This is a genomic window from Cystobacter fuscus, assembly GCF_002305875.1.
In the GTDB taxonomy this organism is placed as follows: domain Bacteria; phylum Myxococcota; class Myxococcia; order Myxococcales; family Myxococcaceae; genus Cystobacter; species Cystobacter fuscus_A.
This window is the reverse complement of sequence record NZ_CP022098.1, coordinates 7548304-7571660: the sequence shown is the minus strand read 5'-3', so window position 1 is coordinate 7571660 and position 23357 is coordinate 7548304. Positions and strand designations below refer to the sequence as shown.

General features: G+C 69.7%; 22 protein-coding genes and 2 tRNA genes. 20 read left to right on the top strand and 4 right to left on the bottom strand.

Features of this window, described 5'->3' with window-relative positions; all coding sequences use genetic code 11:
• Window positions 1–279: 279 nt before the first annotated feature.
• The 9 genes from CYFUS_RS30505 (at window position 280) to CYFUS_RS30465 (ending at window position 9099) form a co-directional block, all read left to right on the top strand.
• Window positions 280–2793 (top strand): ATP-binding protein, encoded by a 2514-nt coding sequence (locus CYFUS_RS30505; RefSeq protein WP_095988424.1) that lies wholly within the window; start codon window positions 280–282, stop codon window positions 2791–2793.
• A gap of 42 nt (window positions 2794–2835) precedes the next feature.
• Window positions 2836–4710, top strand: a complete 1875-nt coding sequence (locus CYFUS_RS30500) for a tetratricopeptide repeat protein (protein WP_269770163.1) — start codon at window positions 2836–2838, stop codon at window positions 4708–4710.
• Window positions 4711–4724: 14 nt separating this feature from the next.
• Entirely contained in the window at window positions 4725–5561 is an 837-nt protein-coding gene (locus CYFUS_RS30495) for an alpha/beta hydrolase (protein WP_095992327.1), read from the top strand.
• A 35-nt stretch (window positions 5562–5596) separates the two neighbouring features.
• A complete protein-coding gene (bacN, locus tag CYFUS_RS30490) occupies window positions 5597–5941 on the top strand; it encodes a bactofilin BacN (RefSeq protein WP_002624368.1) in 345 nt (114 codons plus the stop codon).
• A gap of 51 nt (window positions 5942–5992) precedes the next feature.
• Window positions 5993–6319, top strand: a complete 327-nt coding sequence (locus CYFUS_RS30485) for a bactofilin family protein (protein WP_002624369.1) — start codon at window positions 5993–5995, stop codon at window positions 6317–6319.
• Between the two features lie 3 nt (window positions 6320–6322).
• Window positions 6323–7021 carry a bactofilin family protein gene (locus tag CYFUS_RS30480; protein ID WP_095988423.1) on the top strand — a complete coding sequence of 233 codons (699 nt, stop codon included), beginning with the start codon at window positions 6323–6325 and terminating at the stop codon, window positions 7019–7021.
• Between the two features lie 61 nt (window positions 7022–7082).
• Complete coding sequence (locus tag CYFUS_RS30475; protein WP_095992326.1) at window positions 7083–7907, top strand: ParB/RepB/Spo0J family partition protein; 825 nt, start codon at window positions 7083–7085, stop codon at window positions 7905–7907.
• A 2-nt stretch (window positions 7908–7909) separates the two neighbouring features.
• Complete coding sequence (gene pyrE, locus CYFUS_RS30470) at window positions 7910–8473, top strand: orotate phosphoribosyltransferase (protein WP_095988422.1); 564 nt, start codon at window positions 7910–7912, stop codon at window positions 8471–8473.
• Window positions 8470–9099: a hypothetical protein gene (locus CYFUS_RS30465; RefSeq protein ID WP_095988421.1), complete on the top strand. Its 630-nt coding sequence runs from the start codon at window positions 8470–8472 to the stop codon at window positions 9097–9099. The genes pyrE and CYFUS_RS30465 overlap by 4 nt, the downstream gene beginning before the upstream one ends.
• A 17-nt stretch (window positions 9100–9116) precedes the next feature.
• On the opposite strand, the gene CYFUS_RS30460 is transcribed toward CYFUS_RS30465, so the two are convergent.
• Entirely contained in the window at window positions 9117–9710 is a 594-nt protein-coding gene (locus CYFUS_RS30460; protein ID WP_095988420.1) for a TIGR00730 family Rossman fold protein, read from the bottom strand.
• Between the two features lie 28 nt (window positions 9711–9738).
• Window positions 9739–11328 (bottom strand): L-aspartate oxidase, encoded by a 1590-nt coding sequence (nadB, locus tag CYFUS_RS30455; protein ID WP_095988419.1) that lies wholly within the window; start codon window positions 11326–11328, stop codon window positions 9739–9741.
• 87 nt (window positions 11329–11415) lie between these two features.
• Here nadB and CYFUS_RS30450 point away from each other — a divergent pair, with 87 nt between their 5' ends.
• The 9 genes from CYFUS_RS30450 (at window position 11416) to CYFUS_RS30410 (ending at window position 19096) form a co-directional block, all read left to right on the top strand.
• Entirely contained in the window at window positions 11416–12105 is a 690-nt protein-coding gene (locus tag CYFUS_RS30450) for a transglycosylase SLT domain-containing protein (protein WP_095988418.1), read from the top strand.
• Complete coding sequence (locus tag CYFUS_RS30445) at window positions 12059–13558, top strand: tetratricopeptide repeat protein (RefSeq protein WP_095988417.1); 1500 nt, start codon at window positions 12059–12061, stop codon at window positions 13556–13558. The genes CYFUS_RS30450 and CYFUS_RS30445 overlap by 47 nt, the downstream gene beginning before the upstream one ends.
• 11 nt (window positions 13559–13569) lie before the next feature.
• Window positions 13570–14259 (top strand): CDP-diacylglycerol--glycerol-3-phosphate 3-phosphatidyltransferase, encoded by a 690-nt coding sequence (gene pgsA, locus CYFUS_RS30440; protein ID WP_095988416.1) that lies wholly within the window; start codon window positions 13570–13572, stop codon window positions 14257–14259.
• 82 nt (window positions 14260–14341) lie between these two features.
• A tRNA-Gly gene (locus tag CYFUS_RS30435) sits at window positions 14342–14416 on the top strand.
• Window positions 14417–14431: 15 nt separating this feature from the next.
• Window positions 14432–14506: transfer RNA gene (locus CYFUS_RS30430), tRNA-Gly, on the top strand.
• 192 nt (window positions 14507–14698) lie between these two features.
• On the top strand, window positions 14699–15478 hold the full coding sequence (locus tag CYFUS_RS30425) for an ABC transporter permease (protein WP_095992325.1): 780 nt from the start codon (window positions 14699–14701) through the stop codon (window positions 15476–15478).
• Window positions 15478–16794, top strand: coding sequence for an ABC transporter ATP-binding protein (locus CYFUS_RS30420; protein ID WP_232536904.1), 1317 nt, complete (start codon window positions 15478–15480; stop codon window positions 16792–16794). Before CYFUS_RS30425 ends, CYFUS_RS30420 begins: the two co-directional genes overlap by 1 nt.
• The gene (locus CYFUS_RS30415; protein ID WP_232536903.1) at window positions 16791–17621 is read left to right on the top strand and encodes a glycosyltransferase family 2 protein; all 831 of its coding nucleotides are present in this window, start codon (window positions 16791–16793) and stop codon (window positions 17619–17621) included. The genes CYFUS_RS30420 and CYFUS_RS30415 overlap by 4 nt, the downstream gene beginning before the upstream one ends.
• A 29-nt stretch (window positions 17622–17650) precedes the next feature.
• Window positions 17651–19096, top strand: coding sequence for a glycosyltransferase family 2 protein (locus CYFUS_RS30410; RefSeq protein WP_157758762.1), 1446 nt, complete (start codon window positions 17651–17653; stop codon window positions 19094–19096).
• A gap of 30 nt (window positions 19097–19126) precedes the next feature.
• Here the strand turns inward: CYFUS_RS30410 and CYFUS_RS30405 are convergent, their stop codons facing one another.
• Window positions 19127–19582, bottom strand: a complete 456-nt coding sequence (locus CYFUS_RS30405; RefSeq protein ID WP_095988413.1) for a TilS substrate-binding domain-containing protein — start codon at window positions 19580–19582, stop codon at window positions 19127–19129.
• On the bottom strand, window positions 19572–21206 hold the full coding sequence (locus CYFUS_RS30400) for a glycosyltransferase (RefSeq protein ID WP_232537844.1): 1635 nt from the start codon (window positions 21204–21206) through the stop codon (window positions 19572–19574). Before CYFUS_RS30400 ends, CYFUS_RS30405 begins: the two co-directional genes overlap by 11 nt.
• 121 nt (window positions 21207–21327) lie before the next feature.
• On the opposite strand from CYFUS_RS30400, the gene rfbB reads away from it, so the two are divergent.
• Together rfbB and CYFUS_RS30390 are read left to right on the top strand one after the other, a co-directional pair.
• Window positions 21328–22347, top strand: a complete 1020-nt coding sequence (rfbB, locus tag CYFUS_RS30395; RefSeq protein ID WP_095988412.1) for a dTDP-glucose 4,6-dehydratase — start codon at window positions 21328–21330, stop codon at window positions 22345–22347.
• 17 nt (window positions 22348–22364) lie between these two features.
• Complete coding sequence (locus tag CYFUS_RS30390; RefSeq protein WP_095988411.1) at window positions 22365–23264, top strand: SDR family oxidoreductase; 900 nt, start codon at window positions 22365–22367, stop codon at window positions 23262–23264.
• Window positions 23265–23357: the final 93 nt, after the last annotated feature.

Sequence of the window (23357 nt, the reverse complement as noted above, 5' to 3'; positions counted from 1 at the left end):
GGCTCGGCTGCCGGGGAGGGGAGGGATCCCATCGGGTAGGGAGGAAGCAGCCCTCCCCATGTGTTGGATTCAGGGCAGACGAGAAAGGAAGCGCTTTGTCCTGGGGCCGGTGGGGTTCCTACGTGGGGGAGTTGAATCATGACGCTTGCCCTGACTCGCGCGGTTCGCCACGCTGGCCCCCCACGCGCTTCGACGGCATGATTTGGAGCCGCGCATGACGGCTGACGCCAAGTTGGAAAATCGCTGGTCTTTTCACCCCTTAGGAAAGGACCAGGAACCATGGGGGATTCCTTGAGAGCGGAACTGGCGGGGCCTCGTGGCCGCGTCCTGGTGATTGGAGCACGTAAGACCAACGAGGTCCTGCTCGCGCATCTGTCGCATGCGGGCTTCCAGTGGGTCATCACCGAGGACCTGGACGAGTTGCCGCGCCTGGCCGAGTCGTCGCGGCCGGATGCGGTGCTCGTGTCCGCCACGGGCAAGCGCGCCACCGAGGCGCTCGAGGCCATCCGCCAGGATGCCCGGCTGCGCGAGCTGCGGGTGCTGGCGGATCTCACCCGGACGCGCTCGGAGGTGCTGCGCAAGCTGCCCGCGGATGACTGGGTGCGCAACCTGGAGGAGCTCACCACGCGGCTGGACACGGCCTTGCGCGAGCGGCGGCTCATGGCGCGCACGCGCAACCGCATGGAGCGGCTGCTGGAGATCACCCAGGTGGCCACCAGCTCGCTGGAGCTGGAGGACATCCTGCGCCTGGTGGTGGAGAAGGTGGGGGCGGTCATCAACGCGGACCGCTGCTCGGTGGTGCTGGTGGAGGACAGCAACTCGCGCACCGCGAGCGTGGTGGCCACCATGGAGGACCCGGGCCTGTCGCTGGACGTGGACCTGGCGCGCTACCCCGAGCTGCGTCGGGCGCTGGAGACGCGGCAGCAGGTGTTGGTGGAGGAGGCGCAGCGGGATCCACTCATGGCCGAGGTGCATCCCGCCATGGCGTCGCTCGGCGTGCGCTCCATCCTCGTGCAGCCGCTGGTGTGCCAGGACGAGCTGCTCGGGGCGCTCTTCCTGCGCATCTCCCACGGCACCGAGGGCTTCAACCGCGACGAGCAGGAGTTCGCCCAGGCGGTGGGCGCGGCGCTCGCCAACTGCATCCGCAACGCGCGCCTGCACACCAGCCTCAAGAAGAAGCGCGACGAGCTGGAGCTCGCCTACGTGGAGCGCTACCGCGAGCTGTCGGACGCCAACCGCCGGCTCAAGGACCTGAACCGACTCAAGGACGAGATCATCGCGGTGTGCAGCCATGACCTGCGCGCTCCGTTGCAGGTGCTGCTGGGGCATGGGCGGCTCTTGCTCGAGGGCGAGCTGGACGAGATGCAGAAGCAGTCCGCCGAGGCGATGATCCGCCAGGGCCGGAAGATCCTCGGGCTGGTGGAGTCGCTGCTGGAGCGGGGCAAGGGGGACGTGGCGCGCCTGTCCATCGAGCCGCGCGTGCTGGACATCTCGGTGCTCTGCCGCGAGAGCGTGAGCGAGCTGGGAATCCTCTCCAAGGAGCGGGGCGTCGCCCTGCGGGCCGAGGCGCCCGAGCGCATGATGCTCATCGGCGACGAGCTCAAGCTGCACGAGGTGTTGCAGAACCTCATCACCAACGCCATCCACCACGCGAAGAACGCGGGGCAGGTGGTGGTGCGCGCCTCGCGGCTGGTGCGCCCGGACGGGGACGTGGCGCGCATCGTGGTCCAGGACGATGGCAAGGGCATTCCTCCCGAGGAGCTGCCGCTCGTCTTCGATCGCTACCGCAGCGGAGCCAAGGCGGGCGGTGGCACGGGGCTGGGGCTGGCCATCTGCAAGGAGTTCGTGGAGCTGCATGGCGGGGAGATCTGGGCCGAGGCCCCGTCCGAGGGTGGCGCCGCGTTCATCTTCACGCTGCCGCTGGCGCACGAGGTCCAGCGTGCCGTGCAGAACCTGCCCAACAAGGAGACGACCGAGCAGCCGCGCGTGCTGGTGGTGGAGGACGAGCCGGAGATCGCCGCGGTGCTGGTGGAGGTGCTGCGCTCGCGCTACCGCGTGGACGTGGCGCGGGATGGCGCCGAGGGTCTGGCGCGGGCCCGCTCGTCCAAGCCGGACCTGGTGGTGATGGACGTCTTCCTGCCCAAGCTGGACGGGCTGGACGCGGCCGTGGCGCTCAAGTCCTCCTCGGACACCGCGGGCATTCCCGTCATCCTCCTGTCGGCCCATCAGGGCGTGGCCGACAAGGTGCGCGCGCTCAACCTCGGCGCGGTGGACTACATGAGCAAGCCCTTCAACGCGATGGAGCTGCTCGTGCGCACCGAGCGCGCCCTCAAGCTGCGCAAGGAGGAGACCGAGCTGGAGCGCGCCGCCCCGGCCGTGCGCCGCAGCGGCAATGACGCCGTCACCGGGCTCTATGACCGGCGCGGTCTGCTCCTGCGCCTGGATCACGAGGTGGGCCGGGGACGGCGCTACAGCCGGCCGGTGAGCCTCGCGGTGCTCCGTCCGGACCGCCCCGTCGCCAACGAGTCGTTGGTGGGAGTGCCCCCGGTGATACGCGCCCGGCTGCGCACCCAGGACATCCTCGGCCACCTGGGGGACGGCGTCCTCGCCATCATCCTGCCGGAGTGCAATGTTGAAGCGGCACGCAATGCCATCGGCCGCCTGCTGCCCGATGTCGAGAAACAGACGCGGATGGAGTACCGCTCGGCGGTGGCGGACGTGAGCCACGACAGCGAGCCGGTGGAGCGCATCCTGGAGCGGCTGGGGGCGCCGGCCCTGGTTCCCCGGTTGTAGAGGCCCCTGCGTGGGCGCCGCCTCCGCGCTAGAATCGGAGGCGTGCGCATCCCGCGAAACGCTGCCCGCGCCGTGCCGTTGTTGCTCCTCCTCGGGTGGGGAGCGGCCGCGGCGCCCGTTGCCCGCCGGCCGAAGGCGGATCGTTCGGCCATGCGCGAGGCCACGTCCCCGACGTCCCAGGCGGTCGGCTCCGCTTCGTCCGCCAGCTATGCGCATGCCTTGAAGGCGAAGCTGCTGCACCTGGAGGGTCAGCATCAGGGCGCGGCGGACGAGCTGCGGCTGGCGCTGGCCACCGACGAGGCCAACCCCTACCTGCTCACGCGCCTGGGTGAGGAGTACCTGCTCCTGGGAGAGCTGGAGCGGGCGGAGCGGGAGTCGCGGCGCGCGGTGGAGCTCCAGCCCCGCTACTACGAGGCGCGGCTGATGTTGGCGCGCGTGCTGAAGGAGGCGCGCAAGCCCCGGCTCGCCCAGCAACACCTGCGCCGCGCCATCCGGCTCAAGCCCCGTGAACCAGAGGCCTACCTGCAACTGGCGCAGCTCCACCTGGAGGCACGGGCCCACGACAAGGCGGTGAAGGCGGTGGAGGCGTTGGCGGCGGCGCTTCCTGGCGAGGTCTCCGGCTACCGGCGGCTCGGGATGGCCCTGGCCGAGCGGGGAGATGCCGTGCGCGCCGAGCGGATGCTCAAGCGGGCGCTGGAGCGCGATCCGGGCGACCTGGAGGCGTTGATCACGCTCGCGCGGCTCAACGAGAAGGCCGGGCGCCTGGCGGCGGCGGAGGAGTATCTGGCGCGGGCGCTGGAGCGCGACCCGGACAACGCGGCGATGTTGGAGGGGGCGGGGCGGCTCGCCCTGCGGCTCGGCTCGTCGGTGCGGGCCCGGGCGTATTTCGATCGGCTGCTGGCGGACGCGGGGGATCCGGAGCTCACCGTGCAGGTGGCACTGCTGTTCCTGTCCGCGCGGGACAACCCCTCGGCGCTGGAGGTGCTGGACGCGGCGCGTGGGGGCCGGGGCGCGTCGCCGCGCGTGTCCTTCTACGCGGGCCTGGTGCACGAGCGGCTGCGTCACTTCGAGCAGGCGGCGGCCGCCTATGCCGAGGTGCCCGATGGCTCGGTGCTGGCGGCCGATGCGCGCTCGCGCCGGGCCCTCTGCCTGTCCCAGGCGGGACGGCACGCGGAGGCGCTGGCCCTGATCGCGGAAGCGCTCGAGGAGAATCCCGAGGACACCGGCCTGCGCATCCAGCAGGCCCGGGCCGTGGAGCGCGGTGGGGAGCCGGAGCGCGCGGTGGCCCTGTTGCGCGAGGCGCTCGGGCGCAAGCGGGCGCCGGAGCTGCTGGAGGCGTTCGCCTCGACGCTCAAGCGCCAGGGCCGCCCCGGCGAGGCGCTGGCCGCGCTGCGCGAGGCGATCTCCCAGGCACCCGAGGAGGTGGCGCCGCGCTACGTGCTGGCCACGGTGTTGCTGGACATGGGGGACGTGCCGGGCGCCCTGTACTCGATGCGCGGCGTGCTGCGGTTGGAGCCGGACCACGCGGCGGCCATGAACTTCATCGGCTATCTGCTCGCGCAACACGGCCGGGACTTCGCCGAGGCGGAGCGGCTGGTGCGGCGGGCGTTGGCGTTGCGTCCGGACACGGGCTCGTTCCTCGACTCGCTGGGGTGGATCCACTACCAGCGCGGTGACTACCCGAGCGCGGTGCGGACCCTGGCGCGCGCGGCGGAGCTGGAGCCCGAGGAGCCCGTCATCCTCGAGCACCTGGGGGATGCCTACCAGCGGGTGTCGCGTCCGGAGGAGGCGGCGGAGGTCTGGAAGCGGGCGTTGGAGGTGCTGGAGCGGATGCCGGAGGCCGCCGACCCCGCGGATCAACGCGCGCTCATCGAGCGGAAGCTGAAGTTGCTATCCACTGGTGCGGCGGGTCGCTAATGTCCCCGGCAGCCATGGCGCGCTTCGACGAGGGGTTCTTCACCAGCAGGGACGGGCTCCGGCTCTATTGGAGATCCGATCAGCCCGAGCAGCCTCGTGCCCACGTGGCCGTGGTGCACGGCTATGGCGATCACATCGGCCGCTACGTGCCGATCATCGATGCGCTCACGGAGCAGGGTTTCGCCGTGCACGGCTTCGACTACCGTGGCCATGGCCGGGCGGACGGGCGCCGGGGCCATTGCGATGCGTGGCCGGACTACCTGGACGATCTGAGTGCCTTCTGGGAGCGGGTGCGTGGGGCGGCGGGAGGCGGGAAGCTCTTCCTGCTCGGGCACAGCCACGGGGCATTGATGTCCGTGCACTTGTGGGCGAGGGGTGGGCTGCAGGGGCTGAGCGGCATGATGTTGTCCTCGCCCTTCTTCAAGCTCGCCATCACTCCGCCCCCGGTGAAGCTGCTGGCGGCGAAGGTCCTGGCGCGGGTGCTGCCGTGGGCGCCCCTGCCCACCGAGCTCAAGCTCGAGCAGCTCAGCCGGGACGAGGCGGTGCAGCGCGCGGCGGGCGCGGATCCGCTCTACGGCCGGATCGTCACCCCGCGTTGGTTCATCGAGTCGGCGAAGGCCCAGACGCGGGTGCTGGCGATCGCGCCGGGGCTCCAGGTGCCGCTCCTGCTGTTCAGCGGAGCGGAGGACGGCGTGGCGAAGGTGGAGACCGGACGCGCCTTCTTCGATGCCGTGGGCTCCCGGGACAAGGTGTACAAGGCATATCCGGGGATGCGCCACGAGCCGCTCAACGAGCTCGGGCGCGAGCAGGTCTTCCGGGACATCTGCAACTGGATCTCCGAGCGTCTCTGACGTAGGTTGGAATCTCACAGCCGAGGCTTCACCGCATGGCACAGGGCGATCAAACGGGCATCATCGGCAAGGGCATCGTCATCCGGGGCAATCTCACCGGAGGCGGCGATCTGATCATCGAGGGACGGGTGGAGGGGCAGATTGCCCTGAAGAATCACCTGACCATCGAGGGCACCGGCAAGGTGCAGGCGGACATCCGCGCCGAGGAACTGACCATCAATGGCGAGGCGAGTGGCAACATCGACGCCTCGGGGCGCGTGGCGATCAACGCGTCGGCGAAGGTGGCCGGAGACATCAAGGCCCCGCGCGTGGTCATCGAGGATGGAGCGGTGTTCAATGGCTCCATCGAGATGGACGTGAAGTTGCCGGACGACATCTAACACGGGCCTCGCGGCCAGCAGCATGCCTCTCGGGAGGGGTGGACAACACTCATGGCGAATACGGTCATCGGTTCGAGCATTGTCATCGATGGGGAGATCTCCGGCGACGAGGACCTGGTCATCCAGGGCACCGTGAAGGGGAAGATTTCCCTCAAGGAGAGCCTCTACGTCGAGGGCAGTGGCGTGGTGGAGGCGGACATCGAGACGCAGAACGTGGAGATCGCGGGCCGGGTCACCGGCAACATCGCGGCCTCGGACAAGGTGGAGCTCAAGACGGACTGCCGCGTGGTGGGAGACATCCGCGCCCCGCGCATCCTCATCGCCGACGGAGCCTCCTTCAAGGGCAACGTCGACATGGACATCCCGAAGGAGCGCTGATCCTTGGCCACCACGAAGGAACTGGCCTCTGGGGCCGTCGTCAACAACACCGTGGTGGGTCCCTCCATCCTCATCAGCGGCAAGCTGACGGGTGACGAGGACCTGACCGTGCGCGGCCGGGTGGAGGGGGAGCTCACCCTCAGCCGGACGCTCATCGTGGAGCCCACGGGCGTGGTGAAGGCGAACGTGGCGGTGAAGAACGCCATCATCAGCGGCGTGGTGGTGGGCAACATCAACGCCACCGAGAGCGTGGAGCTCACCCGCGAGGGTCGCATGGTGGGGGACATCCACTCGCCGCGCGTCATCATCGTGGACGGGGCGAGCTTCCGCGGCCGCGTGGACATGGGCGAGGTGGAGCCGGGTCGCGTGCCCGCCGAGCGTCCTTCCCTGCCGCGTCCGGCCGCTGTGCGCACGCCGCTGCGTCCGGGTACCACCGTGGCGCGTCCCGCCCTGCCGGGGGGTCGTCCCACGCCGCCGCCCGCCGCGCCGGCTCGTCCCGCCGCCGCACCGCCTGCCCGGCCCGCGCCGCCTCCGGCTCCGGCCGCTCCGGCGTCCCGGCCCGCGCCGCCTCCGCCGCCCGTCGCCCGGGCCGCCGAGCCGACGCGTCCCGAGCCTCCCCGGCCGCCTCCCGCGGCTCCGCTTCCTCCCTCGGTGGCGGAAGGGGCTCGCAAGAAGGTCGTCGTGAAGAAGAAGGGTCGTTGAAGCGTTGGGGGTACCCGTCCCTCTAGAGGTGACGGGTCAGCCAAGGGTGCGGATGAACGCCATGAACGCCGAGAACAGGATCGACGAGGTGGACGCGGAGCCGAGCACCCAGGCGGAGGTCGCGCCCGTGGTGGACGCGGCCGAGCCGTCCGGCGCCTCCACCGATGCCATACAGGAGCCCACGGGCGCGGTGTCCGGGGGCGAGGAGTCCAACGCCGGGGCGGAGCAGGCGCCCCCGAAGGCCGTTGAGGAGAGCCTCGAGTCCGCCACGTTGCGCCGTCGCGGCCACGTGGCGCCCGCTCACCTTCCATTGGAGCGGATCGACGAGGACACCACCTTCCAGCTCCGCCCCGTGGGGGACTTGTCCGCGCTGGCCACGGATCTGGCGCGGCTGGGCCAGCTCTTCCCGGTGGACGTGCGCTTCCGGCCGCCGGATCGCTTTCAAATCATCTCCGGCTTCCGGCGCGTGGCGGCGCTGCGCTTCCTCAAGCGCGACCGCGTCCTCGCGCGCCTGCATACGGACTTGTCCGACGAGGACGCGCTGCTGCTGGCGCTCGCCTCGGCCATCCATGCCTCGCCGGTGAGCCGCGAGGAGCTGGAGGCACGCCGGGACAAGCTCGAGGCGGAGGGGCGGCTCACGCCCATCGCCCGGGACATGCTGGACAAGGCGCTGGCCACCGAGGAGTCGCTGGCGCCGGAGACGGTGGAAGAAGAGGTCGACGCGGACGAGCTGGCCGTGGAGGCCACCCAGCAACTGGTGGACATCAACCAGGACCTGGCGCTGCTGGCGGATGTGTTCGCCGACCTCGACGAGACGCGCAAGCAGGAGCTGATCACCCAGCTGCGCTACTCCGCGGATCTCGTGGCCTGGCTGGAGAGATTGTGAAGATGGACACGCCCACGGGTGACAGGGAGCGGCTGCTGCGACTGCTCACCGAGCGCTCCTTCGAGCGGCGCAAGGTGGTGCTCTCCTCGGGCAAGGAGTCGGACTTCTACATCGACTGCAAGCGCACGGCGCTGCTGGCCGAGGGGCACTACCTCATCGGCCGGCTGTTGCTGGACGCGGTGCGCCGCGAGGCCCCCGAGGCCGTGGCGGTGGGGGGCCTGACGCTCGGCGCGGATCCGCTCGCCTCGGCCGTCAGCCTCACGAGCTATCTGGCCCAGACGCCGTTGCATGCCTTCATCGTCCGCAAGGAGCCCAAGGGCCACGGCACGGGCCAGTGGATCGAGGGCATGAAGGCGCTCGGGCCCGGCGCGCCCGTGGCCATCCTCGAGGACGTGGTCACCACGGGAGCCTCCACGCTCAAGGCCATCGAGCGCGCGCAGCTCGAGGGGCTGCGGGTGCTCGGCGCCTTCGCCCTGGTGGATCGGCTGGAGGGTGGGCGCGAGGCGGTCGAGGCCAGCGGCCACAAGCTCCACACCCTGTTCACCCGCCGGGACTTCATCCCATGAGGATGGGGTTGCGGTTCGGGGCGCTGTTCCTGGCGCTCGCGGGCTGTGTCACCGTGCCTCCCCAGGTGGGGGACTCGGCTCCGGTACTCAAGGACGAGCGCCAGGAAGAGGCCTACCAGAAGGTCCTGGCGCGCTACTCGGGCCGCGACGAGATCTACAAGGGCTTCGACACCATTCTCTTCGCCACGGCGACCCTGCAGACCGACGCCTTCCGCGAGGCCCGTCTGCACCGTCAGGCGCTCTTCAAGGTGCTGCCGCCGGAGCGCGTCCGGGAGAACCTCGCCCGGGAGATCTCGGCGGCGACGGGCACGCACGAGCTGTTCCTCGGCGTCTATGTCTACGACTACCACTACGACGACTTCGATCGTCCCAACTCCATCTGGAACGTGGAGCTGGTGACGCCGGCGGGCACGGTGCGGCCCCTGAGCGTGGAGCGGGTGGGCCGGGCGGACATGGAGATGCGCGCCTACTACCCGTACACGGGCGTCTTCTGGGTGGGCTACCGCCTGCGCTTCCCCGCGCTCTTCGCCAATGGGGCCCTCGTCATCCCCGCGAACGCCGAGTGGGTGTTGCTGCGCCTGGCGTCCACGCTCGGCAAGGCGGAGATGCGGATGCAGACGCGCTGAGGCGGAGCCTGTCCGGCTCAGCTCTGCGCGGGGCCCAGGACGGGCGTGGCCGGGGTGAGCGGCTGCTCCGCCTTCAGGAGGGAGTCCAGCAGGGCGATCGGCGAGGCGTCATGGACGAAGGGCTGGGCGCGGGTCTCCGGAATGAAGCCTTCCTCCACCGCGCGCCGCATGAGGGCGAGCAGGGGCCCGTAGAAGTCCGCCACGTTCAGCAGGCCGATGGGCTTGTGGTGCAGGCCGAGCTGGGCCCAGGTGGTGATCTCGAAGAGCTCCTCGAAGGTGCCCACGCCGCCGGGCATGGCGATGAACGCGTCGGCGCGCTCGGCCATCATCGCCTTGCGCGTGTGCATGGAGTCCACCAGGTGCAGCTCGGTGAGGTGCTTGTGGGCGATCTCCCGGGACTGGAGCAGGTGGGGCAGCACGCCCACCACCTGGCCGCCCTCGGCGAGCACCGCGTCCGCCACGGCGCCCATGAGGCCCACGCTCGTGCCGCCGTAGACGAGGGTGATTCCCCGCCGGCCCAGCTCCGTGCCCAGGGCCCGCGCGGCCTCGAGGTACTCCGGCCGCGCGCCCATGCGCGAGCCACAGAAGACGCAGATGGATCGAATGCTCATGTCTCGTTGGTTCCTCGAAGCGGGGGGCTCACGGCTCGCGACGCACCACGGTGTCACGCTTGCCGCGGTGATCGTCGCGCTCCGGGTAGTCCAGGGTGAAGTGCAGGCCGCGGCTTTCCTTGCGCCGGCTGGCGCAGTCGACGATGAGCGTGGCCACCTCGCAGATGTTGCGCAGCTCGATGACGTCCTGGGTGACCTTGAAGCGCCAGTAGTAGTCGCGGATCTCCTCGCGCAGCAGCTCCAGCCGGCGGCGCGCGCGCATGAGGCGCTTGTCCGTGCGAACGATCCCCACGTAGTTCCACATGAGGCGGCGGATCTCATCCCAGTTGTGGGCCACGACGACGCTCTCGTCCGAGGCCACCGCGCTGCCCTCGTCCCACTCGGGCGGATCCACCTGGGGCGCGGCGAGGGCGCGTGCCTCCTCGGCGCAGATGGCCGCGGCGCGATGGCCGAAGACGAGCCCCTCGAGCAGCGAGTTGGAGGCGAGTCGGTTGGCGCCATGCAGGCCCGTGTGGGCCACCTCGCCGATGGCGAACAGGCCGGGCAGGGTGGTGCGGCCATGGAGGTCCGTCACCACGCCGCCGCACATGTAGTGGGCCGCGGGCACCACGGGGATGGGCTGCACGGCCATGTCGATGTTGAAGGCCTTGCACGTGGCGTAGATGTTGGGGAAGCGCTCGGAGACGAAGGCGCGGCCCAGGTGCGTCATGTCCAGGTAGACGCAGTCGTCGCCCGTGCGCTTGAGCTCGGCGTCGATGGCGCGCGCCACCACGTCGCGCGGCGCCAGCTCCCCCAGCCGGTGGTAGCGGTCCATGAACTGCGCGCCCCCGCGCAGCCGCAGCTTGCCACCCTCGCCCCGCAGGGCCTCGCTGATGAGGAAGCTCTTGGCCTCGGGGTGGAAGAGGCACGTGGGGTGGAACTGGTAGAACTCCATGTTGGCCACCTCGGCCCCCGCCCGGTACGCCATGGCCACGCCATCCCCCGTGGCCACGTCCGGATTGGAGGTGTAGAGGTACACCTTGCCCGCGCCTCCCGTGGCCAGCACCGTCCCCTTGCCCAGGAAGCGCTCGATCTTCCCCGAGGGCATGAGCGCGTACACCCCCAGGCAGCGTCCCGGCGCGCCCGGCCCGTGCCGCCGCTCGAGGATGAGATCGATCGCCGCGGTGTTGGGGAAGAAGGTGATGTTGGGCTGCTCGGCACACGCCGCGAGCAGGGCGCGCTGCACCTCGCGCCCGGTGATGTCGCCCGCGTGGACGATCCTGCGCTCGGAGTGTCCTCCCTCGCGCGTCAGATCGAACTCGCCGGAGGCCCGCCGGTTGAAGTCGGCGCCCAGCGCCACCAGCTCGCGGATGCGCTCGGGCCCCTCGCGCACCGTCACCTCCACGGCGTCCAGGTGGTTGAGGTCCGCGCCGGCCTCCAGGGTGTCCTGGATGTGCGCCGCGAACGTGTCCGTGGGGGACAGGACACTCGCGATGCCTCCCTGGGCATAGGCGGTGTTGCTCTCCTGCGGCTCGCGCTTGCTGAGCACCGCCACCGTGCCGTGCCGGGCGGCCTGGAGGGCGAAGGACAGACCCGCGACGCCACTGCCAAGGACCAGAAAATCGAACCGATGGGGCATGTGTGGGAGCCTTAACGACTGTAAGTGCCGGAAACAAGGCGATTTCTTGAGGACTTTCGGGCGGGGAATTAAGGTTGGAGCGCTACCATGCGACCGCTCCTCCTTCCCTTGCTCTGCGCGCTGAGCCTGGCCCCGCTGGGTGCCCGTGCCGAAGGTGGCATCTACCGGTACGTGGAGAAGGATGGGACGATCGTCTACACGAACGTGCCTCCGGGGGGAGCCAAGAAGGCGAGCCGTCTCAAGGGCACCTTCTCCGAGGCGCCCGCGGTCAGCGCGCCGGTGAAGGGCCGCGCGCGCACGCCCGAGGAGTTCGAGGCCCACATCACGGCCGCCGCGACGCGCTACAAGATTCCGACCGCGCTCGTGCGGGCCATCATGCACACGGAGAGCAACTTCAACACCAACGCGCTCTCGCCCAAGGGAGCCAGCGGGCTCATGCAGCTCATGCCCGCCACGGCGTCGGACATGTACGTGCGCGACATCTTCGACAGCCGGGAGAACATCGAGGGTGGGGTGCGCTACCTCCGGGTGCTGGCCAACCTCTTTGGCGGCGACATGGTGAAGATGGTGGCCGCGTACAACGCCGGCCCCGACGCCGTGCGCAAGTATGGGGGCCAGGTGCCGCCCTACCCGGAGACCCAGGCCTACGTGCGCAAGGTGCTCCAGCTCTACTTCCATTACAAGGAACGCGAGCGGCTCTCCAAGGACGAGCCCCGCGGGATGGATTCCGATGGCGACGACGCGCGTGACGGGGCGGGGGCCCAAGAGCCCCGTTGACGAGGAGTTCCTCAAGCAGCTCTACCAGGGCGGCGAGTTGCTGACGCAGGGCCGTCTGGACGAGGCCCGGCGGTTGCTCGAGCGGGCCCACCAGCTCCTGCCCCGCAACGAGAAGGGCCGCAACATGCTCGGCCTGGCCTACTTCAAGCTGGGCCACTTCGACCGGGCGGCGGAAATCTACGAGGCGCTGGTGCGCGACAACCCGGTGGACGCCACGCTGCGCGTCAACCTGGGGCTCGTCTACCTGAAGACCAACGCCCTGCAGCGCGCGATGCGCGAGTTCGCCACCGCGACCGATCTGCAGCCGGACCACAAGAAGGCCCACAACTACCTCGGGCTGGCGCTGGCCCAGGCCGGCGAGTATGGCCGGGCCCGGCAGCACTTCCTCGTGGCCGGCAGCGAGGCCATGGCCCAGAAGATGGCCCGGGCCATCGCGGGAGACTCCTTCGCCCGGACGCCGGCCAGGGCCGCCACGCCCGCGCCAGTCCCGGCGCCCGCGGCGCGTCCGCCACCTCCACCGCCACCGCCACCTCCACCTCCTACCGAGGGCCAATGGGGCGCCCAGTTCGGCCTGGACGAGGTGCCCTCTCCCTCCGACGACGAGTTGCGCTTCGACGAGGACGAGGAACCCGGAGCCTTCCCTGCCGCCGACTCGGGAGACGGCGCGCGCGCACCGGACGAGGCCTCCGGAGACGAGGCCCAGGCGGCCTCGCGGGCCTCGGCCTCGCCGCCGGACGGCGAGCGCTTGCCCGAGTCCCTGGACGGGGCCACGCCCGAGCTGCCCCCGCAGTCTCCGGTCTTTCCTCCCACCGAGGAGGTTCCGCTGCTGGCGGAGCTCACCCCGGCGCTGGTGCTGGAGGGCGCGAGCCCCACGCAGCGCCTGCGCGTGGGCGGTGGCGGCTTCTCCGTCTACGTGGAGGGCGAGCTGCTCACGCGGCTGGAGGGGCTGGTGGCCTTCAGCGGACAGCTCGAGTTCGAGCCGGAGCGCAAGCGCTTCCGGGGCCGCGCCACGGACGAGCCCTTTGGCCAGGGCCCGGCCCGGTTCACGCGGGCGAGCGGCCGGGGCGTGCTCTTCCTGGAGGCCGCCGAGGGGCACTCCTTCCTGGCCACGGACCTGGGGGACACGGGCGTCTACGTGCGCGAGGAGTGCGTCTTCGCCTTCGAGGAGGTGGTGGCCTTCGAGAATGGCAAGGTGCCCTCGGACGTGCCGCCGGACCTGGAGCTGGTGTACCTGCGCGGGCAGGGCAGGGTGGTGCTGCGGGTGCGCGGCGCGCTGCGCTCGGTGGGCGTCTCGCCCGAGGCGCCGGTGACGGTGCCCATGTCCTACCTCGTGGGCTGGCAGGGCTCGGTCACTCCCCGGGTGGTGTCGCTGTCCCGGGACGACCCCCCGCCCGGCGTTGGAGTGGAACTGAGCGGCGAAGGATTTGCCCTCATCTCCCTGCCACTCCGCTAGAACGCTCCGCCATGGATCGAGCGGAGCGAGCGGTACGGAAGCGGCAGAAGAAGGAGGAGCGGGCGCGGCGTCGCGCGGCGCGCAAGCCCAGCGTGCTGGTGCAGGAGTTCTGGAACCTGCCGAACATGCTGACGCTCGGGCGCATCGCGCTCATCCCCCTGTTCGTCTGGCTCACCTACGAGGCGGATCCGCTCGACTCGCTCCTGGCGGCGGCGGTGTTCGCGGTGGCCGCCATCACCGACATCGTGGATGGCTACCTGGCGCGGCGCTGGAACCTCATCACCGTGGTGGGCAAGTTCATGGATCCGCTGGCCGACAAGCTCATCGCCATGGCGGCCCTGGTGATGATGGTGCGGCTGGGGCGCATCGCGGCCTGGGTCGTCATCGTGCTCTTGGCGCGCGAGTTCATCGTCAGCGGCCTGCGCACCATCGCGGCGAGCGAGGGCATGGTCATCGCCGCGGGGCAGGAGGGCAAGTGGAAGACGTCCCTGCAACTCGTGGGCATCATCTCCCTGTGCGTGCACTACGAGCACCCGGTGGACATGGGCTTCTACGCGGCGCCGGTGAACTTCAACAAGGTGGGCCAGGTGCTCGTGTATCTGTCCGGGGCGTTCTCCGTGTGGAGCGCCGTCGTGTACTTCCGGGCCTTCCTTTCCATGCTCGCCCGGCGAGGGGGCGGAGGTGGTGAACAGAAGGCTTGACGCCTCCGGATGCGGGGGGTATACCGCCCTCACTTTCGACGGCGCCGCGAGGCAACGCCGGAGGTCATCAAGGAGTCGAGACGCGGGAATAGCTCAGCGGTAGAGCATCGCCTTGCCAAGGCGAGGGTCGAGGGTTCAAATCCCTTTTCCCGCTCCAACACTCCAGCCTGATGCGGGAATAGCTCAGCGGTAGAGCATCGCCTTGCCAAGGCGAGGGTCGAGGGTTCAAATCCCTTTTCCCGCTCCAAAAAGAAAGGCCCCCTGGGAAACCAGGGGGCCTTGTCGTTTGTACGGTTCATCCGGCGGGCATGCTTGCGAACCGCCGTCCTCTCGCCAGACGTGTGGATCGCCCTGGGTCGAAGGGCTGCCAGCCATGCGGAGTAGGGAGCTGGAGAGCGGTTCCTACTGTCCCCCCTTTATGCTGTATGAAGGGCCCCGCATGCTTCGCAACCTCCGAGAGCTCTACCAATACCGGGGTCTGCTGCTGAGTCTGACCCAGCGCGAACTCAAGGCGCGCTACCGCAACTCGGTGCTCGGGTTCCTGTGGACGTTCCTCAACCCGATGTTGCAGATGGCCGTCTACACGCTGCTCTTCTCCGTCTACATGCGGCAGAACCTCGAGGCCTACACGTTCTTCGTGTTCGTGGGCCTGCTGCCGTGGATCTGTTTCTCCAGCTCGCTGAGCGCGGGGGCCAGCTCCATCAGTGATCGGCGTGATCTGCTCACCAAGGTCCGCTTCCCGGCGCAGGTGCTCCCAGCCACCGTGGTGGTCACCAACCTCGTCAACTACCTGCTGTCGCTGCCGTTGATGCTCGTCTTGGGCATGTTCTTCGGTCGCTGGCCCACCTGGCACATCGTGGCCTTTCCGGTGGTGCTGCTCATCCAGTCGTGCGTGACGCTGGCGCTCGCCTACCTGCTCTCCGCGCTCAACGTCTTCTTCCGGGACTTGCAGCAGATCGTCACCAACCTGCTGACGCTCTGGTTCTTCGTCACCCCCGTTTTCTACCAGTCCCTCACCATTCCCGGACATCTGCGCTCGATCGTCGTGCTGCTCAACCCCATGGCGGTGATGATCACCTCCTACCAGGCCATCTTCTACGAGCAGCGCCTGCCCGATGCGGGGCCCCTGCTGCTGTGGCTGACCATCGCGTTGATGCTGCTCATGTTCGCGTCCGTGCTCTTCGAGCGGCGGCGTGAGGAGTTCGCGGAGTTCGTCTGATGCCCTTGCCCCCCATGGATGCCATCGTCCTCCGCGACGTGGTGAAGAGCTTTCGGAAGAGCACCATCCGAGGCGAGTACACGACCTTCAAGTCCGAGCTGGTGCGGTGGTTGCGCGGCCAGCGTCGGCAGCAGCCAGACACCGTCATCGAGGCGCTCAGGGGCATCAACCTGACGATTCCTCGTGGAAAGACGGTGGGAATCATCGGCCGCAATGGCTCGGGCAAGAGCACCCTGCTCAAGCTCATTACCGGCATCTACTCGCCCAGCTCTGGCTCGGTGGAGATCAACGGCCGCATCTCCGCCCTGCTGGATCTGGGCGCCGGCTTCCACCCGGACTTCTCCGGGCGGGAGAACATCCTCATCAACGGCGTCATCCTGGGCCTGTCACGCACGGAAATCCGCGAGCGCATGGATGAAATCATCGCCTTCAGTGAGCTGGGCGAATTCATCGATGAGCCGGTGCGCACGTACTCCAGCGGTATGTACATGCGCCTGGCGTTCGCGGTGGCCACGCACGTGGACCCGGAGATCCTCATCATCGATGAGATCCTCGCGGTGGGTGACGAGCACTTCAGCCGCAAGAGCTTGCAGAAGATGACGGACTTCCAGAAGTCCGGGAAGACGATCGTCATTGTCACCCATGACCTGGGGACGCTGGAGCGCTGGTGCGATCTCGCCGCGTGGATCGACGGTGGGCGCATCCGCGAGGTGGGAGCGCCAGCGGAGGTCATCCGCCACTACAAGCAGGCCGTCAAGCTGGCCGAGGCCCGGGGCAATCCGTTGCTGGCGCCCGCGCTGTCCGCGGACGGGGGCGCGCTGCCCGAGTTGGTGCTCACACCGCGCGTGGCTGACCAGGCGCACCTGCGTCTGGGCGAGGTCCGGTTGCTGACCCGTGAGGGCTTGCGCGCCACGGAGGTGGACACCGAAGACTCGCTGGAACTGCAGCTCGAGTTCTCCACCCAGAGCGAGGTGACGCAGGGCGGCTTCGGGTGGAGCCTCCTCCGGGACGATGGTTCCCTCGTGTACGAGACGAGCACGCTCGTGGATGGCGTGCCGCTGCCCAAGCCCCTGCCCGCCCAGGGAATGGTGCGCCTGAGGCTGGAGCGGCTTGGCTTGATGCCGGGCCAGTACAAGGTGGCGGTGTCCGCACTCGCGGCGGATGGGACACCCTATGAGTCGCGTCCGGAGGCCTGTACCTTCAAGGTGCGCTCGTCCCTGGCGGACCAGGGCATCACGCGGCTGCCGCATCGGTGGGAGTTGCTGACCCACGAGGCCGCTGTTCCTTCTTCTCCGGAGAAGGCCATCAGCGCGTGAGCCGGCAAGTGCCCATGGTGTTGGGTGTTGTCCTCTACCGCAATCCACCCGAGGAACTGCGCCGGCTCATCGCCTCGCTCGAGCTGTGCCGGAGCACTCCGGGGACGCCGCCCTTCCAGGTTCGCTGGTGGGACAACTCGCCCGAGGCTTCCCTCCGTGAGTTCCTCGCGCGGCTCGTTCCGGCGCCCGACTACCACTTCGCGGGCGCCAACCTCGGCTTTGGTGCCGCGCACAACCGGATGATGGCGGAGGTGTTCGCCTCGCCCGGCGTGGGCCACTACGTCTGCGTGAACCCGGATGGAGTGCTGCACCCGGACTGCCTGGCTCAACTGGTGGCCGAGGCCGGGCGGCTGCCCCGGACAGGCCTGGTGGAGGCCCGGCTCTTCCCGGACGAGCACCCCAAGCGCTACCACCCGGTGACGCACGAGACGCCCTGGTGCAGTGGCTGCGTGCTGCTCATCACCCGCGACTTGTGGGCGGCCGTGGGCGGCTTCGACGAGCGCTTCTTCATGTATTGCGAGGATGTGGACCTGTCCTGGCGGGCCCGGGCCGCGGGCTTCTCCGTGCGTCTGGCGCCTCGGGCGCTCGTTCACCACTACACCGTGACTCGCGAGACGAGCCGCACCCGGGAGCTGAGCGTGCGGCGCAGCGCTGCTCTGTTGGGCGCCAAGTACGGCGACGCCGGATTCATGCGCGCCCGCCTTCAGGAGTACCAGGCACTGGGGGGAGAACCCTTCACCCTTCCGCCCATGGGCCGAGTGGATCGTCGCCTCGCGCGAGTCGTGGACTTCGCCCACCTCTTCGACTTCACCGAGGCACGCTGGTAATGGGCTCGTCCGACGTGGGAGTGGACCCCTTGCCGTGGAGTGTCCACCTGCGCTCCTGGGTGCTCGAGTGCGTGCCGGCTGGCGGTCGCGTGGCCCTGCTCGGTCGGGAACCGGAGTTGTCCGCCGCCCTGGAGGCCGTGGGCCGCGCGGTGTTCCAGGTGGCGCTGGACGCGGGCGACGGCACGTCTCCGCTCGCGGCGGAGCCCTCCACCGAGGCACTGGCGGCCCTGGCGCGCTTCGCGCCGACCCACGTGGTGCTCCCCCGCCATGCCCCCTGGGTGCTTGGGACGTGGCTCGAGGTGCTGCGGCGGGAGGTGCCCGGCGCGGAGTTCCTCTTCGGCTTCTGGAACGCCTGCTCCGCGGCTCGTCTTCTCGCCATGCTCCAGGGACGCCTTCCCGGACGGGAGGGGCCTTCTGACGCGGAGGTCGCCCGTCTCCTCCAGGAGCACGGCTTCCAGGTGAGGCAACGGCAGGCGTTTCGCGCGCCTCCGGGTGGCTCCGGGCTCGCGGAGCGGACCGAGGAGGCTCTCCAGACCCTGCTCGTCCAGCTCAATGCCTCGGCCGAGGCCGACCTCCTCTTCTACGCGGTGGTGCCTGCTCCAGGGAAGGTGCTCGCTGAATCGCGCCCCGTCCCAGGGCTCTTGAGTGTCCTGGTCTGGGGGCAATCCCGCGCGCGGCCCGGGCTCTTGGATGAGACGCTGTTCTCCCTCGCCTGTCAGGCCCATCACTCCCTGGAGGTGATCCTCATCGAGGAGCCCGGAGCCGAGGGGGCGCGCGAGGTGGAACGTCACCGTCAGTTGGGCGGGTTCCTGTTCCAACGAATCGCGGGGACGCTGCCCGATGCCTGGGGCGAGGCCTTGCGAAGGGCTCGCGGCCAGTACGTGGCCTTCCTGGAAGCGGGCAGCGTGGTGTACCCGAGGCACTACGTGCGGCTCATCGACGCGCTCCAGCGGGGAAGCTCCGCCTGGAGCGTGGCGCGGGCCTTTCGCGCGACCTGTCTTCCCGGCGCACCTGGGGACGTCCCGTACATCGACAGCAAACGGCCCTTTCCCCTCGGCGAGCACCTGGAGTTGACCCATCTGCTCCAGGAACCCGAGCTGCTTCAGGCTCTGCTCGTCGACCGGACGCGAGTGGGGTGCTTTTGTCTGGAGCCGACCTCGAGGGAGACGCGAGGGGCGTCGTTGCCCGTACGGCTCTTCGCGCTGTTCGAGCCCCTGTTCCTGGCGGAGGGGCTGGCGACGTGCGAGGTGCGCTCCTTCTCGTCGGAGCCTCCCCCCGCGGCCCGGCCGTCCCCCGGCTTCCAGCTCCTCGTTCCACTCCTCGCCCTGGAAGAAGGGCTCGCGCGTGCCCATGCCGAGGGCTCGAGTGCCCGGGGGCTGCGATTCCGCGTGGTGGATGGGCTCAACACCCACCTGCGCGAGCGGCTGCCCTGGCTGCATGGTGCCTTGCGTTCCATGGCCCGGGGGCTGCGCTGACGAACCACTTCCGCCGCCCCGGCGTGACGCCTACGGCGAGGGCGGTTTGCCGGAGCGCTCGAGCGCCGCCAGCCGCGTCATGACCTCGCGGCGCCAGGCACTCTGGGTCCGCGACTCCTCGCGCTGGTGCTCGTAGATGAGCGCCAGGGAGTCGAGGATGGCCTCGTTGAACTCCACCTGCTTGCGCAGCACCTCGTTGATGAAGGGCTGGAAGGCGAGCCGGAAGGCGCGCTTGGCCCCCACCAGCAGAGGACCCGTCAGGCCGGAGCGGTGCGACGTGGGCGGCTCCGCGTAGCGGCTGTCCTTCTTCTCGCGGGGGGCTTGCAGCAATGGGGGCCACTCGGTCTCCGCCGGAGCCCGCCACGAGGCGTCGAGGAGCTGGCGTATCGCCTCCACCTGCGCGGCGGGGGGCGTGGGCAACCGTCCTGCCTCCTCCGCGAGGCGCTCGGCGAGGGGGGACGCGGTGAGGAGATCTTCAGGACGCACGGGAGGCTCCAGGGGGCCGCAGGGCCTGGATGAGCGCGGACACGGCGGGCTCCGGCTGGTGGATGTCGACGGAGATCAGCCGCGAGCCCAGGTGGGACGTCACCTCGGGCGCGGGGGCCGCTCCCTTCACGTCGCGCACGCCCCAGGCCCGGCGGGAGACGAAGGGCAGGCTGTCGCGGGCGAGCAGCGAGTTCGCGGGGAGGAAGAGCAGGGGCGCGCGCGAGGTGCGCAGCGCCATCTCGAGCGAGGAGGAGCTGGGCAGTGGCCGCGCGGGATCCCTCGAGAGGGGCTCGTCGGGCGAGAAGGCGAGCACCTGCTGGCTTCCCACCCGCTGCGTCCGGGGAGCCCGCTGCGTGGGCCGGGCAGAGGGATCCAACGTCAACAGGCGGTGGGGGGAGAGCCGCTGCGCGAGCCGGAGGGCGAGCCGGGAGTCGGGTGCTTCGGGGAAGGCGGCGAGGCCGGGGCACACGAGCGTCACTCCAGCAGGGTCCTCGGCGGAAGGAGTCGGCGTGCTCGCGGGGCTCGTGAGGAAGGGCTGGAGCGCCTCGCGGATGGTCGCGGCTACGGCTTCCTGGCCCAATCGAGCCACCCGGGCGCGCTGAGCGGAGAGCATCTCCTGCTTGAGCGTGGGGTTGTTCTCCAGCGCCGCGAGCAGCCGCGCCACCTCCAGCGGCTCGTTCGTCAGCGTGGCCACGCCCGCTCCACCCATCGTCTCGGGCACCGCCGCGGCGCCGTACGCCACCACGGGCACGCCCCGGTACATCGCCTCCAGCAGCGGCACGCCGAACCCCTCGTGCCGGCTCATGGAGAGGTACACCGAGGCCGTCGCGTAGCACGCGGAGAGCTGTGCCGCGCTCACGCGCCCGAGGAACTGCACGCGCTCGGCGCCGAGCATCTCCTTGAGGCCGTACAGGTACGCGCCATAGGGCGTCTCGCGGTTGAGGTAGCCGGCCACGACGAGCCGGGAGCGGGGGTGGTACAACCGCTGCCAGGCGGTGAAGACGCGCAGCACGTCATCCACGCGCTTGCTGGGCACGGCGCGGCCCACGAAGAGCAGGTTGGCGCACCCGTCATCGAGCTCGGCGCGCAGCGTTGGATCCGGCGCCACGTCGAAGGCGCTCCAGTCCACCGCGAAGGGCAGCTCGGACACGTGCGGGAAGCCCGCCGCCACCAGCTCCTCGGTGCTGAATCGCGAATAGGCCCAGGCGCGCTCCACCAGGGGCCGTAGGGCGAGCAGCTCCTCGCGCGCGGCCTCACACGCCCGGGCCACCTTGTGCTCGAAGCCCTCGAAGAGCCGGGCCGGGGTGATGTTGTGGTAGATGAGCGCCTTGCGTCCCGGCGCCCGGGCGAGCAGCGGCACCAGCCTCGACTCGAAGCTGTGGTGGATGAGCAGCGCGCTCGAGTCGTCCGCCTCGCGTGGATAATCCCGTGCGGGCCGTACGAGCCCACTGCTCGCCTCGTCCCACTGCTCCGCGTAGATTTCCGAGGCGTGGCCCCAGCCGCGCAGCAACTCGCGCAGGTAGCGCACCTGGTTGCCCACCGCGTCGCCCCAGGCGAGCCGGGGCACGAATTGATGGACCGCCCGGGACGCGGAGGGCCCGGCCGTCCGTCTGCTTCTGGGGATTCTCACGATGGCTCCAGCGTGTATCCGGGGTACGCACAGCACACAAGGTCGCCTTGACGTCCCGGGGCCCCTTCGCTACTCAGGCGCGCGGTCCTCACTTCTTTACTCTTCGAGTTCGTCGATGAACGTCCTGGTCACCGGTGGTTGTGGTTTCATTGGCTCCAACCTGGTCAAGTACCTGCGCCGGGTGCGTCCCGACTGGACGATCGTCAATCTCGACAAGCTCACCTACGCCGGCAACCTGGAGACGCTCAAGGAGCTGGAGGGAGACCCCAAGCACGTCTTCGTGCGCGGGGACGTGGCCAATCGCGAGCTCGTCGAGCACCTCATGGGCGTGCACCAGATCGACGCCGTCATGCACCTGGCGGCCGAGAGCCACGTGGACCGCTCCATCCTCGGTCCCGAGGCCTTCATCCAGGCCAACGTGCTGGGCACCCAGCAGCTGCTCGAGGCCAGCCGCGTGCGCGGCATCAAGCGCTTCCTGATGGTCTCCACCGACGAGGTGTACGGCTCGCTCGGCCCCACCGGCTACTTCACCGAGACCTCGCCGCTGCAGCCCTCCAGCCCCTACTCGGCGTCCAAGACGAGCTCGGATCTGCTCGCGCTGGCCTGGCACCATACCTTCGGCATGGACGTGGTGGTGACGCGCTGCTCCAACAACTACGGCCGCTACCAGTTCCCCGAGAAGCTCATCCCCCTCATGGTGGTCAACGCCCTGCACGACAAGCCGCTGCCCGTCTACGGCGATGGCGCCAACGTGCGCGACTGGCTCCACGTGGAGGACCACTGCGCGGCGCTGCTCGTCGCGCTGGAGAAGGGCAAGGCCGGTCAGGTCTACAACATCGGCGGCAACTCCGAGCGCAAGAACATCGAGATCGTCAAGGCGATCCTCGGTCTGGTGGGCAAGCCCGAGTCCCTCATCAAGTACGTGAAGGATCGCCCGGGGCATGATCGGCGCTACGCCATCGATCCGACGAAGATCCGCACCGAGCTGGGCTGGACGCCGGCGCACACCTTCGAGCAGGGCCTGAAGGAGACGGTGCGCTGGTACGTGGACAACGCGGCCTGGTGGGAGCGGGTGATGAGCGGCGCCTACCGCCAGTACTTCGAGACTCAGTACCGCACGCGCCTCAACGGCTGATTCCGGGAGACACCACCATGCGATTCCTCGTCACGGGTTCCAACGGGCTGGTCGGCAGCCGGGTGTGTGCGCTCCTGGAGAAGGCCGGGCACCAGGTGGTGGGGCTGGGCCGCGGCCCCCGGCGCACCACGGGTGCCTACTCGTACGTGGAGTGTGATCTCACGCGCGAGCAGGACGTGGCCACGGCCCTCGAGGCCGCGGCGCCCGAGGTCATCCTCCATCCGGCCTCCATGACGGAGGTGGATGCGTGCGAGCGCGATCCCGAGCAGGCCTTCGCCGCCAACGTCACCGCCACCGCCGCGGTGGCTCGGAGCGCGCGCAAGCTCGGTGCGCACCTGGTGCACGTGTCCACCGACTACGTCTTCGATGGCGAGCACGGGCCCTATGACGAGCAGGCGCTGCCCAACCCGCGTGGCGTCTACGCCCTCACCAAGCACATGGCCGAGCAGGCCGCGCGTACCTTCGTGCCTGGCTGCGCCATCGCGCGCACCGCGGTGGTGTACGGGTGGCCCGCGGCGGGCCGTCCCAACTTCGGCGCCTGGCTCGTCGGCTCCCTGGAGAAGGGGCAGCAGGTCCGCCTGTTCGAGGATCAGTTCGTCTCCGCGAGCCTCGCGGACAGCGTGGCCGCCATGGTGTGCGAGCTGGGCGAGCGCAAGCTCGGCGGCATCTGGAACACCTGTGGCGCGGACGTGGTGGACCGGATGAGCTTCGGCCGGGCCCTGTGCGAGGTGTTTGGTTTCGATCCCCAGCTCCTCGTTCCCACTCGCCTGGCGGACATGAAGCTGGCGAGCCCTCGGCCGCTGCGCAGCGGCCTGAAGGTGGACAAGGTGCGCTCCCTGCTGAGCGCCCAACCGTTGCCGCTCGCCGAGTCCCTGAAGCGTTTTCACGCCGCGTGGCGATCCGGGCGGGGTTCTTGAACGGGCGGCCCCAGGACCGGTATAGCCCTGTCGGATCCGTCAGGGTGTGTGGAAGGGCCGGAGCACGTCGCGTCTGGCGGAGCTGGAGAGGCA

Bases quoted from the DNA above. Each gene is read 5' to 3' on its own strand.
- CYFUS_RS30505 (WP_095988424.1), top strand. From the start codon at position 280: ATGGGGGATTCCTTGAGAGCGGAACTGGCGGGGCCTCGTGGCCGCGTC.
- CYFUS_RS30495 (WP_095992327.1), top strand. From the start codon at position 4,725: ATGGCGCGCTTCGACGAGGGGTTCTTCACCAGCAGGGACGGGCTCCGG.
- bacN (WP_002624368.1), top strand. From the start codon at position 5,597: ATGGCACAGGGCGATCAAACGGGCATCATCGGCAAGGGCATCGTCATC.
- CYFUS_RS30485 (WP_002624369.1), top strand. From the start codon at position 5,993: ATGGCGAATACGGTCATCGGTTCGAGCATTGTCATCGATGGGGAGATC.
- CYFUS_RS30475 (WP_095992326.1), top strand. From the start codon at position 7,083: ATGAACGCCGAGAACAGGATCGACGAGGTGGACGCGGAGCCGAGCACC.
- pyrE (WP_095988422.1), top strand. From the start codon at position 7,910: ATGGACACGCCCACGGGTGACAGGGAGCGGCTGCTGCGACTGCTCACC.
- CYFUS_RS30465 (WP_095988421.1), top strand. From the start codon at position 8,470: ATGAGGATGGGGTTGCGGTTCGGGGCGCTGTTCCTGGCGCTCGCGGGC.
- CYFUS_RS30460 (WP_095988420.1), bottom strand. From the start codon at position 9,710: ATGAGCATTCGATCCATCTGCGTCTTCTGTGGCTCGCGCATGGGCGCG.
- nadB (WP_095988419.1), bottom strand. From the start codon at position 11,328: ATGCCCCATCGGTTCGATTTTCTGGTCCTTGGCAGTGGCGTCGCGGGT.
- CYFUS_RS30450 (WP_095988418.1), top strand. From the start codon at position 11,416: ATGCGACCGCTCCTCCTTCCCTTGCTCTGCGCGCTGAGCCTGGCCCCG.
- CYFUS_RS30445 (WP_095988417.1), top strand. From the start codon at position 12,059: ATGGCGACGACGCGCGTGACGGGGCGGGGGCCCAAGAGCCCCGTTGAC.
- pgsA (WP_095988416.1), top strand. From the start codon at position 13,570: ATGGATCGAGCGGAGCGAGCGGTACGGAAGCGGCAGAAGAAGGAGGAG.
- CYFUS_RS30425 (WP_095992325.1), top strand. From the start codon at position 14,699: ATGCTTCGCAACCTCCGAGAGCTCTACCAATACCGGGGTCTGCTGCTG.
- CYFUS_RS30420 (WP_232536904.1), top strand. From the start codon at position 15,478: ATGCCCTTGCCCCCCATGGATGCCATCGTCCTCCGCGACGTGGTGAAG.
- rfbB (WP_095988412.1), top strand. From the start codon at position 21,328: ATGAACGTCCTGGTCACCGGTGGTTGTGGTTTCATTGGCTCCAACCTG.
- CYFUS_RS30390 (WP_095988411.1), top strand. From the start codon at position 22,365: ATGCGATTCCTCGTCACGGGTTCCAACGGGCTGGTCGGCAGCCGGGTG.